The organism is Butyricimonas faecihominis (assembly GCF_033096445.1).
In the GTDB taxonomy this organism is placed as follows: domain Bacteria; phylum Bacteroidota; class Bacteroidia; order Bacteroidales; family Marinifilaceae; genus Butyricimonas; species Butyricimonas faecihominis.
On sequence record NZ_AP028155.1, the window covers coordinates 2414402 to 2431651 of the forward strand.

Below are 17250 nucleotides of genomic sequence, written 5' to 3' on the forward strand. Positions count from 1 at the left end.
AATTATAAACTTTTTCCTGTTTTAGGTCGTATCTTTGTAAAAAATTCACACACATATGAGAAAAACAACTATTTTAATGATGATCGCCGTGACGCTTGGCTTCTCTGGCTGTAAAAGTAACAGCGGAGACAAAGCGCAACTGACTGCCAACGAATGGCAACTGAAAGAGATGACAACCACAAAGGGGAAAACCACTCTTCCGCAACGAGTACCCACCCTCATGCTGACCGACACCAACACGATGTACGGATTCTCCGGGTGTAACCGATTTTTCGGAAGATACTCCACGGAAGGTAACACCATCAAGTTAGAACCGGGTGGAAGCACCATGATGGCTTGTCCGGATCTACAATTCGAGAGCAAATACATCCAGACTTTGGCTGCCATGACCTCGTACAGCATTGAAAACAAAGAATTGAAATTAACGGATAAAGACCGGAAACAAACTCTTGTTTTCGTGCCTAAAACAGAAGAAAAAGTTGGTGTCGCAAACGACGCCCACGGATGTAACGGCGCGGCAGGCTACACTTGGTCTGAAGCTAGAAAAGACTGTATCCGCCTGTTCGAATCCGGTGTTCGCATGAACCCGGTTAACGATCCGCAAGCCACACTTTCCACCTTCATCGTGTTCTCCACCGATTCCACGTTGGCCGAAGTATTTATTCCCAACATGGAAAACAACCCGCTACTAAACAGACGTGAACTACCGAAAGGCGGTTACGCTTGGAACGTGGAAGATGACGACACCTATAACGTAAGACAGGTAAACGGACAATGGATCATCGAACAACGCGGTGAAACATTGTACACCGAAACTCCCGAAAGCGTGATTAACGTGGTATTCCAAGGCGGTGACGGTAAAACCAAAATGCTATACCAAGTAGAAGTTACCTTCTATCCCGCGGAAGAACTGGCAGTCGTGACACTTGACGACCAGACCTACGAGCTACCGCAGCAACGCATGGCTTCCGGCTACATGTACAAAAACGATCAAGTAAGCCTGATGGGAAAAGGGAAAGAAGCCGAATTAACCCTCCCCGACGGAAAAGTATTGAAACTACATGAAAAGAAATAGTTATAGAAAGGGGTAATCCCAAAAGTCATTTTATTTCAAAAAACTCCTCCGTCACTTCGTGCCACCTCCTCTATAAACAGAGGAGGAGCTGGTAGCTCTTCCCGAAGACAGGGAGTATTTCAACTCTCCCTCTGTTTATAGAGGGAGTACGGCGAAGCCGGGAGGGAGTTTGAAAAATGACTTTCGGGACTCCCCTTTTATAACTTAATAATCAGCACCGTCACGTAAGCCGAAACCCCCTCTTCTCTCCCCTCAAAGCCCAGTTTCTCCGTCGTGGTAGCCTTGATGGTTATTTCATCTACATCAATCCCCATAATTTCAGACAAACACTCCCGCATCTCCAAGGTCCGCATTTTAATTTTCGGCCTTTGCAGGCATATCACGCAATCAATATTACCAATAGCAAATCCCTTGTTCTCAATCATATCGATCACCTTCTTCAACAGAATTTTACTATCAATACCCTTGTAAGCGGGGTCCGTATCCGGGAAATATACCCCAATATCATCCAGCCCGGCAGCTCCCAAAAGTGCATCACATATTGCGTGAATCAACACATCCCCATCCGAATGGGCCACGCACCCTTTTTCATGTTCCAGTTTAATCCCTCCTAACCAAAAGTCCAGTCCCGGCTCCAGCCGATGGACATCGATCCCTATACCTGTTTTTATTTTCATTGTAATAATATTATTATCCTGCAATATTAATGAAAAAACCGTTCATGGTTCATTTATTTTTATAAATTTGTCACTCTGATCGGATATTATGAAAAGATGAAAGAGCTTGAATCAATATATAATTCTTTTCTGGCAGGTAGCCGGATTACAACAGACTCCCGAGAGGTAAAAACAGGAGATATATTCATTGCCTTAAAGGGTGAAAATCACAACGGTAACACCTTTGCAGAGAAAGCCGTGGCCCAAGGAGCGAAACACGTCGTTATTGATGAGGCCGCCTACAACACGGCTCCCCAATGCGTACTCGTTCCCGACACCCTGCAATTCCTGCAACAACTGGCCAACCACCACCGCCGGAAATTGAACATCCCCATCTTGGGAATCACCGGGACAAACGGCAAAACTACCACTAAAGAATTATGTCACGCCGTTCTTTCCAAAAAATATAATACCGTTGCCACGAAAGGCAATTTAAACAACCATATCGGTGTACCCCTCACCCTGTTAAGCATGGACGCCTCCACGGAATTCGGTATCGTGGAAATGGGAGCCAACCATCCGGGGGAAATAAAAGAACTATGTAAGATTGTTGAACCGGACTACGGTATCATCACGAACATCGGGTACGCCCACTTGGAAGGGTTCGGGAGCTACGAAAATATCATCCAAACCAAAAGAGCCCTTTACGAATCCGTGAAGGAGAAATCGGGAATTTTATTCGTGAACGGGGAAGATAAATTATTGTGCCAACTATCTGAAGGCCAAAAAAGATACACCTATGGCATCGACGGACATTTCACGAACGGGGAAATCGTTCAGACCACCCCTTACCTCGTGTATGCCTTGAAAACCCATCACGGACAACTATACATCCGGACGAAACTCATCGGGGGATATAACTTCGACAACGCCATGGCAGCCACCACGGTTGGAACGTATTTCAATATCGATCCTTTACAAATACAGGCCGCCATCGAGGCTTACACTCCCTCTAACCTTCGCTCGCAACTACTGAAAACGGAACGCAACACGATCATCCTGGATGCCTACAACGCTAACCCGAGCAGTATGCAAGTCGCCATTTCCAATTTCGGGGAAATGAAAGCAGACAACAAATTACTGATTATCGGGGAAATGCGTGAACTGGGAGCCATTTCTGAAGAGTCCCACAAAAACATCGTGGAACTCATGAAGAAAAACAATTTTCCCCGGGTATTCCTCGTGGGGTCGAGTTTTGAATCCATCGCAAATAACTATACCTTTACGCGTTACTTCCCCGACACGGACACGCTGATCGAGTATCTCAAAGCGAACGAGATCCGCCACGCTTTTATCCTGATAAAAGGTTCACGGGGAAATAAACTGGAAAGGATTACAGAATACTTATAAAACAACAGACCATGAACGACAGAGTTGTCATCATACCGACCTATAACGAAAAAGAGAATATCGAAAACATTCTCCGTTATGTTTTTAAACTGGAACCAAAGTTTGATGTGCTCGTGATAGAGGACAACTCTCCCGACGGCACGGCCCAGATTGTAAAACGTCTGCAATCCGAGTTCCCACAACTTCACATGATCGAACGTAAAGGAAAGCTAGGACTCGGCACGGCCTATATCACCGGATTCAAATGGTCTCTGGAACACGGGTATAACTACATCTTCGAGATGGACGCGGATTTCTCCCATAACCCCGATGATCTGGTCAAATTGTATCACGCCTGCGAAAGCGGGGAAGGCGATATGGCGATCGGTTCCCGCTACGTCACAGGTGTTAACGTCGTGAACTGGCCCATGGGACGGGTTCTCATGTCCTATTTTGCCTCCAAATACGTAAGATTCATCACGGGTATGAAAATACACGATGCCACAGCCGGATTCGTTTGTTACACCCGGAAAGTCTTGGAATCCATTGACCTTGACAACATCCGTTTCAAAGGCTACGCCTTCCAGATCGAAATGAAATTCACGGCGTGGACCTTGGGATTCAAGCTGAAAGAAGTCCCCATCATTTTCACAGACCGTACCCTCGGCACGTCCAAAATGAGCGGTGGCATCTTCAACGAGGCCTTTTGGGGTGTCATCACGATGAAACTCCGGAGCTTGGGAAAACGTAAGAAAATTGAAAATTGAAAATGGAGAATGGAAAATTAAGCTACCCCCTCTAACTCCCCTGTGCAAGGGGGAGCCAGAGGGGGTAGTTAAAACGTCAGCCTCGTGCGGCCGGAATCTAAAATCTAAAATTTAAAATCTAAAATTACTATGCGTATATTACTTCAAGGCGGAACCATCATAAACGAGGGGAGAACCTTCAAAGGGGATCTCCTGATTCACAACGATCGTATCGAGAAAATCATAGAAGGCGAATTGGATTCAGTTCCCGGGGACATCAAAGTTATCGATGCCACGGGGAAATACGTCATACCGGGAGTGATTGACGATCAAGTACACTTCCGCGAACCCGGACTCACCCACAAAGGAGACATCCGGGAAGGTAGCCGGGCGGCAGCAGCCGGGGGCGTGACCTCTTTCATGGATATGCCTAACGTGAAACCTCCCACCGTAACCAACGAATTACTTCGGGAAAAACAACAGATTGCCAAGGAGAACGCGGCTGTCAACTACTCGTTTTACCTCGGTGCCACCGTTGACAATATCGACGAGATTAAAAAGGTCGATCCTCACACGACTTGCGGCATTAAAATTTTCATGGGTTCCTCCACGGGTAATATGCTGGTGGATAGCCGGGAGGCCTTGGAAAAGATATTTGCCGAATCCCCCATTCTTATCGCAACCCATTGCGAGGATTCGCCCACGATAGACCGTAACTTGGAACTATACAAGCAACAGTACGGGGAAGGCATTCCTCCTTTCTGCCATCCTTTGATCCGCAACCGGGAGTGTTGTTACACCAGCTCTTCGCTAGCAGCCGAGCTGGCACGTAAACACAACAGCCGCCTGCACATACTTCATCTAAGCACGAAAGAAGAATTGGAATTACTGGATCAAGGTCCCCGCACCCAAAAACACATCACCGGGGAAGTATGCGTTCACCATCTTTGGTTCAATGATCAGGCCTACCACACCAAAGGCAACCTCGTCAAGTGGAATCCTGCCATCAAAACTGAAGAGGATCGGCAAGCCCTGTTACAAGCCTTGAATGACAACCGTTTGGACATCATCGCCACGGATCACGCTCCCCATCTCCCGGAAGAAAAAGCCGGAGTGTACACCAAATCAGCCAGCGGTGGCCCGATGGTACAACACTCGCTGACCGTCATGCTAGAACTCATGGAGAAAGGCCAGATCACGCTTGAAAACATCGTGGACAAAATGTGTCATGCCCCTGCCGACATTTTCCATGTCGAAGAAAGAGGCTACCTGCGGGAAGGTTACAAGGCTGACATCGCCATCTTCGAGAAACACCCGTGGACCGTGAAGAAAGAAAATTTACTTTACAAATGCGGCTGGTCACCGCTCGAAGATATGTCTTTTACCTACCGGGTTAGCATGACGCTCGTGAACGGGCAAATCGTGTACGATCATGGCAAGATCAATGACGACGTACGCGGGGAAATGCTGACGTTCTATTAATCTACAAAACAAGAAGCACGCAGGCCGCTATGAACAACAGGAACAACACGTTCCCCAGCCAGCGAGTCCGATGTGAAATAAAGTATTGAGTAAACATATAAGATAACGGGATCGCTGTAATCAAAGTGATCCCGTGACAATTAAACGGGATAAAAAACAACGAACTCCCCACGAAAAGCAACATCGACAACATCGACAACATACCCCGCCGTTGCGCCACGATCGCCATCGGGTAGTTCACCACGACATTATACAAGGACACGACGATCAGCACACCGATCACGACAAAAGCCGCCACTTTCTCCGGCATGATCGTCCAAAACACTTGCCCGCTCGTCAACGCCTGCACGAACACATCCGGTAGAGTCGCCAACCGATCCGTTAGGAAATAATAACACCCCGTGAAGAATAACGCGGAAAAGATACCTATAAACAGCGCCACCAAATCCTTCAATGCCGCCCTTCCCGAAAAAGGCAAAACGATGATCGCCCAGACGATCAGCATGATCAATTTCGGGCAAAGCAAAACCGCCAACGTGGAAAAAAGCCCGAAACCAAATACCGGCGAATTGGATTGCGTGTTCACGATGGCCGACTGCAAACGAGCCACGGCCAACACGACACATAGGGCTGCCACCAAATAATCACTCATCCCGTAACGACAGATCACTCCGATACACAAGAAGGCATAAACCACCGCCGGGAGAACCGTGATATGAGACAAAAACTTATACCGATCGGCAACAAAGAACACCAGAAACGACAAGCACAACAAAGCCAGTACCCCAATTTCCTTCCACCACAAACCACCCTGTTCCTGAAAAGCTGGAATAGAAATAACGCCCAAATCCGGACAAACGGAAAAATCATCCGGTCCGAAAGTAAAACGTAGAAATGCAATTGCTGCCAAAATAAATGGCAGCAAATACAGCATATAAACTCTCTTGGTTTTTAAAATGGCGTTAAATCTCATCATCCATCCTTTTACAAATCAAAACCAATATCTCTTCTGAAATTCATCCCGTCGAAATGAATCTTGGCCACGTTCTCGTAAGACTGGGCCAAAGCCTCCCGCATAGTCTTCCCGAACGAACTCACAGCAATCACGCGTCCCCCGTTCGTCACGACCTTCCCGTCTGCCAACTTCGTCCCCGCGTGGAACACGATACTCCCCTTCACGTCCGGTACACCCGTGATCTCCTTTCCTTTCTCGTAATCCCCGGGATACCCCTGAGAAACAAGCATCACGGTCGTACAGAAACGATCATCCAGTTCGAACGCCGCCTGTTCCAGCTCCCCCTTGGCCATCGCCTCGAAAAGAGACAAAATATCTGTTTTCAATCTCGGCATCACCACCTCTGTCTCCGGGTCTCCCATACGCACGTTATACTCGATCACGTAAGGATCACCACCAACATTCATTAGGCCGAAAAAGACAAATCCCTTGTAGTCAATCCCGTCTTTTTGTAATCCCTCGATCGTGGGGCGCACCACCCGCTCTTCCACCTTCCGGTTGAACTCTTCATTGGCAAACGGTACCGGAGAAACGGCCCCCATACCACCCGTGTTCAACCCTATATCACCCTCACCAATACGCTTGTAGTCTTTGGCAGAACCCAATATTTTATAACTTCTCCCATCCGTCAGCGCGAACACGGAAAGCTCTATACCTTTCAAATACTCCTCGATCACCACCTGATTCCCGGCCTTCCCGAACTTTCCTCCCAACATCAGTTCCAACTCCCTCTTCGCCTCTTCCAAATTATCCAGAATCAACACGCCTTTCCCGGCTGCCAACCCGTCCGCTTTCAACACGTAAGGCGGTTTCAACGTCTCCAAAAAAGCAAACCCTTTTTCAAGATTATCCTTCGTCACCGTCAAATAACCGGCTGTCGGGATATGGTGGCGGAACATAAATTCCTTCGCAAAATCCTTACTTCCTTCCAGAATAGCACCCGCTTTTCCCGGTCCCACGATCATCAGTCGGGCAAAACGAGCGTCTGCCTCAAAATAATCCCGAATACCCTCCACCAGAGGATCTTCCGGTCCGACAACCAGCATATCGATAGCGTTATTCTCCACGAAATTTGCCAACGCCTCGAAATCCGTTACCTTGATATTTACATTTTCAGCTATCTCTGCCGTCCCGGCATTTCCCGGAGCAACATATAACTTTGTTAATCTTTCACTCTGATTTATTTTCCACGCCAACGCATGTTCGCGTCCACCGCTACCCAATAATAATACTTTCATCCTTTTTTAGTTACAAGTTTACAAGTTACAGGTTACAAGTTGAATCCCGACACATTCATCGGCAGGTGCGTTATCATTCCCAAGAACCTGTAACTTGCAACCTGTCAACTTGTAACTCGGCCTTGCCGAATGTACAAAGATAAGGCTTTAGCATAAATCATAAATCATAAATCACAAATAAATTTGGAGTAATTGACGGATTTCTATAACTTTGTTAAAAATCAAGGCCATGAACAGATACACCACCAATGGCGAAGAGGGAGAAATTCTCCCGAATTTACTCGGAATCACGGACGATGAGACACTTCACAACGCGGAATTCGAGGGATTCCTGATGGCAGAAATCCTGTTCACGGAAAAGCTAACGCCCAAGACAAAATTTTCAGTCAAATACATCTGTGACATCCACCGCACGGCGCTAAAAGAACTCTACTCCTTTGCCGGGCGTTTCCGTTCCGTCAACATTTCCAAAGGCGGATTCGTGTTCCCGGCCGGAAGATTTATCCCAGATAGTATGCGCATTTTCGAAGAAGAAATTCTTTCCCAACTCCCTGATCACTACACCAGCCAACAAGCTCTGATAAAAGACATCGCCAAAGTACACGGTGAATTACTCTTCATCCACCCGTTCCGGGAAGGCAACGGCAGGACATCCCGTATTCTCGCCAACCTCATGGCACGAAAACAAGGTTACCCCGGCTTAAACTTCAAAAGGATTGATTTTAATGAATATATTATCGCTGTTCAGCAAGTAGCACGAAAAGACTACTCCAGAATGGAGCAGATTATCGCTTACACGTTTTAAGTTTCAAATCCACCCGTTCCAAAATAGTATAAGCAGTTTCTTGGGAAATTTTTATCCCTTCCAGTTGGAATGAAGTAATCATTCCTTGCAAAATCTCTTCCCGAACCGTGGCGTTTTTTACAAGCTGCGGCATCTTTTCTTTTATTTTTTCCATATTACAAATATACGACTTTTCCCCTTATTATCAAAGCAATTCAGCCACAAATTCCCCTCTTTTTAACCTGAAACTTGCAACCAAACAACCTGCAACCGCCTCTGGCGATCACCTCCACGTTTCCTCCACCGTGTAATTTAAAAAACGATTAAAAGGCTGCATCAGTAAAAGTCGCTCCACACACCGTTCAACCACGTCCTCCCCCTCGAAAAACGAATCGGGAACATAATTCGATACCGTGTAAGACTTGTATTTCAACAAATCCCCTTCCGGAAAATCGGCAGGAAAAGGTGCAGGCACCTTTTTCAACTTCTCCCCCTCCAACACGTAATGTTTTTGGAATTCCGCATCCCGGATAATTCCCGTAAACTCATCTACATTATCATACACGTCTTTCCGCAAAGCCTTCAGCAACGATGGTTCCGGACACCAAATTCCACCCCCGATCATACAATTCCCCGGTTCTATATGCACGTAATATCCCGCCCGGGGACTTTGCTTACCACCCTTCACCATGTACGCCCCAATATGCGTCTTATAAGGCTCCTTGTTCGGCGAAAACCGGACATCCCGGTAAATTCTGAAAATACAATCTTTCGCCGTCAACCCGTCCACCTCCGGTTCCGTTACAGCCAACGCCGGAATCACCCGGTTAATGAAATCCTCATGCCCGGCCTTTACAGCCAAATACCACTCCTTATGCGCATTAAACCACTCCCGGTTATTATTCTCCCTCAACTCTTCCAAAAACCGGAACACTTCCGCCATTGAAAAGTTACAAGTTACAGGTTCTTTCATTTTCAATTCTCCATTTTCAATTTTCAATTTCTCGGCACCCATTTCACCTCTTCCAGCCCGCAATCCTTTGCCAGCTTACGCCCCAGCACAAACAAATAATCGGAAAGGCGATTCACATACCGCACGATAATATCCTCCACCTCTATTTCCTCGCTCATATCAATAATCCGGCGTTCCACCCGACGGCAAACCGTACGGGCAATATGACAAGCCGATACCTCCGGCCGTCCTCCCGGCAAAACGAAATACTGCAGTGGCGGCAACTCCTCATCCATCTTGTCTATCGCCCTCTCCAAAAAAGCCACGTCCTCATCCGTGCAAGGCAATTTCTTCTGCATATTACTCACCGCCGTGTCCGTTGCCAAGTTTGCCCCGACCACGAACAACACGTTTTGAATCTCGATCAACTGTTTCACGCTCTCCTCATCAATCGGGTACGACCGAATCATCCCCAAATGACTGTTCAACTCGTCAACACCCCCGTAAGCCTCTAACCTCACGTTATTCTTTGCCACCCGGGTTCCCCCGATCAAAGCCGTCGTCCCCTTATCTCCTGTTTTCGTGTAAACCTTCATACTAAATTAGATTTAATGATTTCCAATTAAGTGATTTAATGATTTCCGATTAAGTGATTTTCCCCCCACAACCTAACACGCTCTTTTTTTAATCACCTAATCATTCAATCGGCAATCACAAAATCTTTTAAATTATTACATTATACTTTCCCTTCTGCAATCTCGTGTCAAAGAACACGATCCCATACCACATCATGTCGATCGAAACCGTTCCCTCCTGCCTCAATTGTCTCCATGCCAAAGAATTGAAGCGTCCCTTGTAAATATCTTTAATCACGATGCATAGCGGGCCTCGCCTGCGCACTCGCAAAACCTCTTCCCAAGTTTCATCCCAATCCTCCTCGAACGCTCTCCCCAAGAAAACCATATCGATCTCGCGACCTTTCAAATCTCCCGGTTTCACCTGTTCCGTATATTCGGCTCCCGGACATGCACGTCCCCCGTTCAACAACACCATCTGTTTCGAAACAGCCGCCAGGTACATGGAAGCCCACGGCGACCGCACCCCGACACACAGCACGTTCCGGTAAGAAAAATATTCTGCCAACCGAAAAAGTAAACGATACAACTTCCGCTCTTTCTCCCGAATATTTCCCTTCGATTCAATCCGCTCGAAATCGTAATAGATCGCTTTTTCCTTTATTACATTCGTGATCAAATCAAAAACGAACGGGGAATGTACCCCGTATCCCCTTTTATGTCGAAAACGAATGGCATGTTTAAATCGTTGTTTTAAATAATTATACATCTCCCGGTAAACTGTCTGTCCAAATTATTTATTCCACGAAATTAAAATTTATTCCCGATATGCTCAACTAAAGTCATCTATTTTTTTTACTTTCGTTCGAGAAATGAACCATCGAAAACTTGTATTTTGGAACTGGCAGGACTGAACATAAAATTCGTACCGGGTGTTGGAGAGAAAAGAGCCTCGTTGCTGGAGCAGGAAATGGGCATCCAAAGCTACGAGGATATGCTCTATTACATCCCCTACAAATACATTGACCGGACCCGTGTCTACACGATCCGGGAACTTACATCAGACCTCCCCTACATTCAGGTAAAAGCTAAAATCACGAACCTCACGTCCGTCGGCGCGGGCAAACAGATGCGCATGGTCGCCACGGCCTACGACGGAACCGGGGAATTGGAACTCGTGTGGTTCACGGGCCACAAATACCTCTCCAGCCAGATCACCCCTGACAAGGAGTACCTAATTTTCGGCAAGCCCACCATCTTCAACCACAAGATGAACATCGTCCACCCGGAAATGGACCTGTACGAAACGAGTGCCAAGCAACTCGTGGGTTTCCAAGCCATCTACCCGACCACGGAGAAGATGAAAAAAAGTTACCTGACCTCCCGGCTGATCAACAAGATACAAGCAAATATTTTCAAAGCTATCAACGGCAGGATTCAAGAAACCCTCCCGGCATGGTTCATCAAAAAACACAACTTGATCTACCTGCACGAGGCTTTGTACAACATCCACTTCCCGGAAAACCCGGATATGCTCCGCAAGGCACAATACCGGCTTAAATTTGAAGAGCTGTTCTACATTCAGCTCAACATACTGAAACTGAAATTCAACCGCAAGGCAGCCTTCCAAGGCCATCTCTTTACCACGGTCGGGGATTATTTCAACGATTTCTACCACAATCACCTACCCTTTCCCTTGACCGACGCGCAGAAACGGGTTATTAAAGAAATCCGTTCCGATTGCGGTTCCGGCAAGCAAATGAACCGCCTGTTGCAGGGAGACGTGGGAAGCGGCAAAACCCTTGTCGCCGTGATGTGTATGCTGATCGCCCTCGACAACGGTTACCAAGCCGCCATCATGGCCCCGACGGAGATTCTCGCCACCCAACATTACGAAACCATATCCGGGCTTCTGAAGGATACCCCGATTAGCGTCGGCCTACTCACAGGTTCCACCAAGAAAAAAGAAAGGGAAATCATTCACGAGGCCCTGTCCGACGGACGTCTGCAAATCCTGATCGGGACACACGCCCTACTGGAAGACGTGGTGAATTTTAAAAACGTGGGACTTGTCGTTATCGACGAGCAGCATCGTTTCGGAGTTGCCCAGCGAGCTAAACTGTGGCAAAAGAACACGATTCCCCCACACATGCTGGTCATGACGGCCACTCCCATTCCCCGGACTCTCGCCATGACCCTCTACGGTGATCTAGATGTATCGGTGATCGACCAACTTCCTCCCGGCCGGAAACCTATCACCACACATCATGCATTCGAGGCAAGACGCCTGCAAGTCTATAAATTCATCCAGAAAGAACTGGAACTCGGCAGGCAGGCCTACATCGTGTACCCCATGATCTCCGAATCGGAAAAGATGGATTACCGGAACTTGGAAGAGGGCTATGAACACGTGATGAGTTATTTCGCCCCCTTGGGATACACGGCGGACATCGTTCACGGGAAACTCAAACCGACAGAGAAAGAGGAACACATGAGGCGTTTCGTATCGGGAGAAACCCGTATTCTTGTGGCAACCACCGTGATCGAAGTCGGGGTAAATGTTCCCAACGCCTCTATCATGGTCATTGAAAGTGCCGAACGTTTCGGACTATCCCAATTGCACCAGCTGCGCGGGCGTGTCGGACGGGGAGCCGAACAATCGTATTGTATCCTGATGACCTCCTACAAACTGTCTAACGAGTCCCGTAAAAGGATCGAGACCATGACCTCCACGAATGATGGCTTTGAGATTGCCGAAGTCGATTTAAAACTACGCGGTCCGGGAGACATCGAAGGAACACAACAAAGCGGGCTAACTTGCAACCTGCGGGTAGCCAACCTAGGGAAAGACGGCCGCATCCTGAACGAGGCTGCCCAAGCTGCCACGCTCATTCTGGAAGACGATCCTCTCCTACAAAAAGAAGAGAATCAAACCTTTGCCACCCAAGTAAAACGTCTTTTCAAAACTAAAATCAACTGGCGATATATCAGTTAACCTCCCAAAAACAGCTACGCCTCTATTTTCACAATCGTCCAAGTTCCCCGCCCGTTCAACCCGACAATCCAAGCAGAACAAGCCTAAGACGATGGGAGTCAGCGACCAAGCAATGGCATATTTCATAATAATGAATAGATCTGTTCCGGACGAATACCGTCATGAACCTTATAGATACCTTATAGAAACCTTATATGAACCTTATATATAATAAGGTTCATAAAGTATGTTTACAATTTAATTAAAATACTATATTCGGTATTCATCCGAATTTTATCAGTTAGTATAAATGTATTCTTTATTCACGTCCCCATTTACAGGCGACGAATTCCCCCTTTACCTTCAACGTGCCGATACAAAAACAGCGAGCAGATTCCTGTTATCACGCGACAAAAGGACACAAAAAAAAGGACGCCCGAAGACGTCCTTTCATTATCTGAACCGAAAAAAATTAGTTGATCGCTACAACAGCTTTCATCATCTTTTTCGTGTTTTTCATCAACTTAGCCTTGTTCTGACCATCCATTAAATACCAAGATTCTTCTTCCGGGAAATATTGGAATTCAGCAACAGCATCAGTCTCTTCACTTGCAACTACCATCTTATTCAAAGATTTAGTTACATGGTAAGGATGTCCGGCGTACATTACCTGACCTTCTTCCACATCTCCAGCTTTCATGGCAACCGGATTTTGGCCACCCCAGAACTCGATAGAGTTGAAGATCAAAACATCACCCAAGCAGCACAACTCGTATGCCGGAAGGATACACAATCCCAAGAATACTAACTCGTTCACGAATTTAGCGTTAGACACTTGTCCGTTCCAGTTATGTAACTTGGAAGTCAAAGAGAAAGAACCGTAACACCCTGTGAAAGCCACTGATGACACCGCGATCATCACAACAGCAATCATTTGATTAAAACTTTTTTTCATAACCTATGCTTTAAATTTAATTAGTTTTACGAAGGTAACGCTTTTTGTTACGAAACTAAAGCACTTTTTGTTATTTTTTCTTGTAGAATTTTTTCGGAGCAATCATTAATTCCGGGCGAAGCACGTTATCCAGCTCCTCTTTCGTCAATAATTTTTCTTCCAAAACCAAGTCATAAACACTTCTGTTTTCCGTTAAAGCTCTCTTGGCGATACGAGATGAATTTTCGTAACCTAAAGTCGGGTTCAAAGCAGTAACGATACCGATACTGTTCATCACCATATCTTTACAACGGTCAGCGTTAGCAGTAATTCCGTCAACACACAAAATTCTCAAACGATCCATAACCTTGGTCAACATCTGCATGGAGTTGAACAAAGCGTAAACGATTACCGGCTCCATCACGTTCAATTCCAACTGACCAGCCTCGGCAGCCATCATCACGGTCGTGTCATTACCGATCACGCGGAAACATACTTGGTTAACCACTTCCGGGATAACCGGATTCACTTTACCCGGCATGATAGAAGATCCCGGTTGCATCGGAGGCAAATTGATCTCGTTCAAACCGCATCTCGGGCCACTGGACAATAAACGCAAGTCGTTACATACTTTAGACAACTGAACGCAGAAACGTTTCAATTCTGAAGAGTAAGTGACACAAGCTCCGGTATCCGGGGTTGCAGCAATCAAGTTCGGAGCTAAAACAAACTCTTCACCACTGATGATGCGAAGTTCACGAGCGCAGATTTCAGCGTATTCCGGTTCTGAGTTGATACCCGTACCGATAGCCGTAGCACCCATGTTTTCTACCAAGAATAATTTAGCGGCCTCGTTCAAACGCTCGATATTCTCTTCCAACGTGTAAGCATATGCCTCGAACTCTTGGCCCAAAGTCATCGGAACGGCATCCTGAAGTTGGGTACGTCCCATTTTCAACACGTGTTCGAATTCTTTTGCTTTTCTTCTAAAAGAATCAACCAACAATTTAATTTCAGCAACCACTTCTTTATTGGTCAGGATAATTGCCAAGTGGAATGATGTAGGATAAGCGTCATTCGTTGATTGAGAAAGATTCACATGATTATTCGGGTGGCAATATTGGTATTCACCTTTCTGGTGTCCCAACAGTTCCAATGCACGATTGGCAACAACCTCATTGATGTTCATGTTCGTGGAAGTTCCGGCTCCACCTTGAACCATATCTACCGGGAACTGGTCAGCCAACTTACCATCGATGATTTCCTCGCAAGCAGCGGTGATGGCATTTGTAATATCAGCAGGAATCAATCCCAATTCAAAGTTTGCTTTCGCGGCAGCCCATTTTACCATGGCCAAAGCCTTCACGTAATTCGGAAACATTCCGATCGTGTAATTACTGATACCAGCAAAGTTCTCGATAGCTCTCAAAGTTTGAACGCCATAATACGCATCCATTGGCACCTCTTTGTTGCCTAGTAAATCATGTTCTATTCTTGTTTTCATAACTTTATAGATTAATTATTTCCAAATACGTTTGAATTTCTTTCAAGTTTCACCCGATCGTTAAAAACAATAACTAAATGTCTCTCGTCCATAACAAACGACCCGAAGAAAATTAATCCGGCAAAGGTATAAAGTTAATAGTATAAAGCCAAATTTTAACCCATAATTTACGTTCCATGCACGAAAACATATACTACTACAAATCAATTATATATATAAACATTTAACAAAATAAAGCTCGTTGCAATTCTTTTTTACAAACGTTTCCGGGAGAAGGGGTGAACTTAACCCTCATCATCCGTAAAATTTATCACGATTTTCGCCAGAGACGAGCGGTATTTCTCCGCAACGTACGGGCTGTGTATACTCTTAATGTCATACCAAATAACGGCTTCCCCGCCCACGTCTTTTGCCGGAAAAAATGTCATTTCACCCGATTCCGGGTTATATTTCCATTTCCCGACACCCTTTTCTTCATGCTCGAATTGGCCGTCTCCCAGACAATGTTTCTCGTCCGTCCATATCCTGAAACTCGTTAAATCAAGGTTGTCTTTGCTGGCACCCGGTTGGTTGCCGACAAGCCGATAGGCGACATCGTTATCCAGCGGACGCACGATGACGGGACCGCGACGATGGTTGTAAATATCATCCTCCGCATTGGCACCGTACAAGGGAGTTATCCGCAGGTTCCGGATGATGTTCGTGTAGGAAGTAAGTTGCCCTGTCGATGCCATAAAACCTATAGCCAGTTTTTCCGGAGTCTTGAGGGCCAGTTCGGTTTGTGGCGGATTCGAGTAATAGGTAATCGTGGGGTATTCCCCGGGAATAAATTGGGCAGGAATACCATTCTCCGTATATAACAAGGAAGAAGGATAGGTATAGTTCTCGATCACGACCGTCTTTTCCGTTCCGTGTTGGATGGTCACCGTGATCCGGAATCCACCCCCGATAGTGTTCGGTTCCAAAGCGATGATCGCTTTCCGATAAGCACTTTCATCTGAATGATAAAACAGCTTTCCCCCTGCAATACAGAAGGGGTTATCGATTCTTGGGACAACATATTGTTCATACATTCCAGTCTGGGTGTTCAACATAAATCCGGCCTTGTTTCTCAACCCGTCGGAATTGGGATCTTCCAGTCCGGTCTTCTCATCCCATCCCGTGTGACGAGTAATGAGAACAGGATAACCCCAGCGACCTTCCGCTATCCGGTGAGTTTTGAGCGAAGTGGTTATCACCTTTTCGCCTCTTCCCGCGGCCCCCCGAATTGTCACGTTACTCCGGGTATTATATGTTGCCGATTGTACGTTCGCAATTCCAGCATCCCCGTAAGGAATCCCGTTCCGCATCTCATAATTTTCGAAACGCCAATTTTTAAAATGCCCCTGATCCAAAGCCACGGCAAGATAACCTCCCTTCATCCCGGTGATCGAGGTCACGCCATATCTAATATCCGTGTGTCCGGAGCGGCGGTGCGTGTAACCAAACCCCGCACCCTCTGCTCCATATTTCAAGTTCGAACCGATATACTCGTTCGTGGTTGCATCGACAAGGAACATACAAATTCCATCAGTTATGCCAATTTCTTCCGCATTCGTGTACATCATGATATACTCGAATTCAATCAACAACCCGTCTTGCGTGGAAAAAATATATTCCGGCAAGTAAAACGCCCCGATCTCTTCCTTCCCTCTTGTCAACTGCAACCCCCACTGGTTCAAAACCGCCCGGTTTATTCGCTTATAATTCCCATCAGCCGCTCGCCCGGAAGCCCCGGGTTCATTCGGACCGGGGAAGGTTATTTTATTCAAATTTCCATCCAGAAATGACCGGAAGAAAGGGAGCGGCCCCTCCTGAGCCCGCACTGATAGACCGGAACACATTACCCATGCAAACAAACAAAAGAATAGTCTCTTTATCATATCT

Annotated in this window: 16 protein-coding genes; 6 read left to right on the top strand and 10 right to left on the bottom strand. The window is 46.4% G+C overall.

Features of this window, described 5'->3' with window-relative positions; genetic code table 11:
* Window positions 1-55 precede the first annotated feature (55 nt).
* A complete protein-coding gene (locus tag R8806_RS10065; RefSeq protein WP_229782907.1) occupies window positions 56-1075 on the top strand; it encodes an META domain-containing protein in 1020 nt (339 codons plus the stop codon).
* A 197-nt stretch (window positions 1076-1272) separates the two neighbouring features.
* Here R8806_RS10065 and ispF read toward each other — a convergent pair whose 3' ends face one another.
* Window positions 1273-1752, bottom strand: coding sequence for a 2-C-methyl-D-erythritol 2,4-cyclodiphosphate synthase (ispF, locus tag R8806_RS10070; protein WP_087421297.1), 480 nt, complete (start codon window positions 1750-1752; stop codon window positions 1273-1275).
* 96 nt (window positions 1753-1848) lie between these two features.
* Here ispF and R8806_RS10075 point away from each other — a divergent pair, with 96 nt between their 5' ends.
* The 3 genes from R8806_RS10075 to R8806_RS10085 all read left to right on the top strand — a co-directional run bounded on the left by R8806_RS10075 (window position 1849) and on the right by R8806_RS10085 (window position 5348).
* Complete coding sequence (locus R8806_RS10075) at window positions 1849-3141, top strand: UDP-N-acetylmuramoyl-tripeptide--D-alanyl-D-alanine ligase (protein WP_124317831.1); 1293 nt, start codon at window positions 1849-1851, stop codon at window positions 3139-3141.
* Between the two features lie 11 nt (window positions 3142-3152).
* Window positions 3153-3887, top strand: coding sequence for a polyprenol monophosphomannose synthase (locus tag R8806_RS10080; protein WP_124317832.1), 735 nt, complete (start codon window positions 3153-3155; stop codon window positions 3885-3887).
* Window positions 3888-4016: 129 nt separating this feature from the next.
* Complete coding sequence (locus tag R8806_RS10085; protein ID WP_124317833.1) at window positions 4017-5348, top strand: dihydroorotase; 1332 nt, start codon at window positions 4017-4019, stop codon at window positions 5346-5348.
* Between the two features lies 1 nt (window position 5349).
* Here the strand turns inward: R8806_RS10085 and R8806_RS10090 are convergent, their stop codons facing one another.
* Both R8806_RS10090 and purD read right to left on the bottom strand, forming a co-directional pair.
* On the bottom strand, window positions 5350-6324 hold the full coding sequence (locus tag R8806_RS10090; RefSeq protein WP_124317834.1) for a hypothetical protein: 975 nt from the start codon (window positions 6322-6324) through the stop codon (window positions 5350-5352).
* Window positions 6325-6332: 8 nt separating this feature from the next.
* Window positions 6333-7601, bottom strand: coding sequence for a phosphoribosylamine--glycine ligase (gene purD, locus R8806_RS10095; RefSeq protein ID WP_124317835.1), 1269 nt, complete (start codon window positions 7599-7601; stop codon window positions 6333-6335).
* 229 nt (window positions 7602-7830) lie between these two features.
* Here purD and R8806_RS10100 point away from each other — a divergent pair, with 229 nt between their 5' ends.
* Entirely contained in the window at window positions 7831-8406 is a 576-nt protein-coding gene (locus R8806_RS10100) for a Fic/DOC family protein (protein WP_124318477.1), read from the top strand.
* Here R8806_RS10100 and R8806_RS10105 read toward each other — a convergent pair.
* The 4 genes from R8806_RS10105 to R8806_RS10120 all read right to left on the bottom strand — a co-directional run bounded on the left by R8806_RS10105 (window position 8387) and on the right by R8806_RS10120 (window position 10681).
* Window positions 8387-8560, bottom strand: a complete 174-nt coding sequence (locus R8806_RS10105; RefSeq protein WP_164720125.1) for a hypothetical protein — start codon at window positions 8558-8560, stop codon at window positions 8387-8389. The genes R8806_RS10100 and R8806_RS10105 overlap by 20 nt on opposite strands.
* A 108-nt stretch (window positions 8561-8668) precedes the next feature.
* Complete coding sequence (locus R8806_RS10110; RefSeq protein WP_229782906.1) at window positions 8669-9358, bottom strand: DUF2461 domain-containing protein; 690 nt, start codon at window positions 9356-9358, stop codon at window positions 8669-8671.
* 23 nt (window positions 9359-9381) lie between these two features.
* Window positions 9382-9933: a cob(I)yrinic acid a,c-diamide adenosyltransferase gene (locus R8806_RS10115; RefSeq protein WP_124315743.1), complete on the bottom strand. Its 552-nt coding sequence runs from the start codon at window positions 9931-9933 to the stop codon at window positions 9382-9384.
* Window positions 9934-10060: 127 nt separating this feature from the next.
* A complete protein-coding gene (locus tag R8806_RS10120) occupies window positions 10061-10681 on the bottom strand; it encodes a hypothetical protein (protein ID WP_124315744.1) in 621 nt (206 codons plus the stop codon).
* A 123-nt stretch (window positions 10682-10804) separates the two neighbouring features.
* Between R8806_RS10120 and recG the strand changes: the two genes are divergently transcribed.
* Complete coding sequence (recG, locus tag R8806_RS10125) at window positions 10805-12907, top strand: ATP-dependent DNA helicase RecG (protein ID WP_124315745.1); 2103 nt, start codon at window positions 10805-10807, stop codon at window positions 12905-12907.
* A gap of 451 nt (window positions 12908-13358) precedes the next feature.
* Here the strand turns inward: recG and R8806_RS10130 are convergent, their stop codons facing one another.
* The 3 genes from R8806_RS10130 to R8806_RS10140 all read right to left on the bottom strand — a co-directional run bounded on the left by R8806_RS10130 (window position 13359) and on the right by R8806_RS10140 (window position 17246).
* Complete coding sequence (locus R8806_RS10130; protein ID WP_124315746.1) at window positions 13359-13841, bottom strand: DUF3332 domain-containing protein; 483 nt, start codon at window positions 13839-13841, stop codon at window positions 13359-13361.
* A gap of 70 nt (window positions 13842-13911) precedes the next feature.
* Window positions 13912-15324, bottom strand: coding sequence for an aspartate ammonia-lyase (gene aspA / locus R8806_RS10135; protein ID WP_124315747.1), 1413 nt, complete (start codon window positions 15322-15324; stop codon window positions 13912-13914).
* A 284-nt stretch (window positions 15325-15608) separates the two neighbouring features.
* Window positions 15609-17246 carry an L-type lectin family protein gene (locus R8806_RS10140; protein WP_124315748.1) on the bottom strand — a complete coding sequence of 546 codons (1638 nt, stop codon included), beginning with the start codon at window positions 17244-17246 and terminating at the stop codon, window positions 15609-15611.
* Between the last annotated feature and the right edge of the window lie 4 nt (window positions 17247-17250).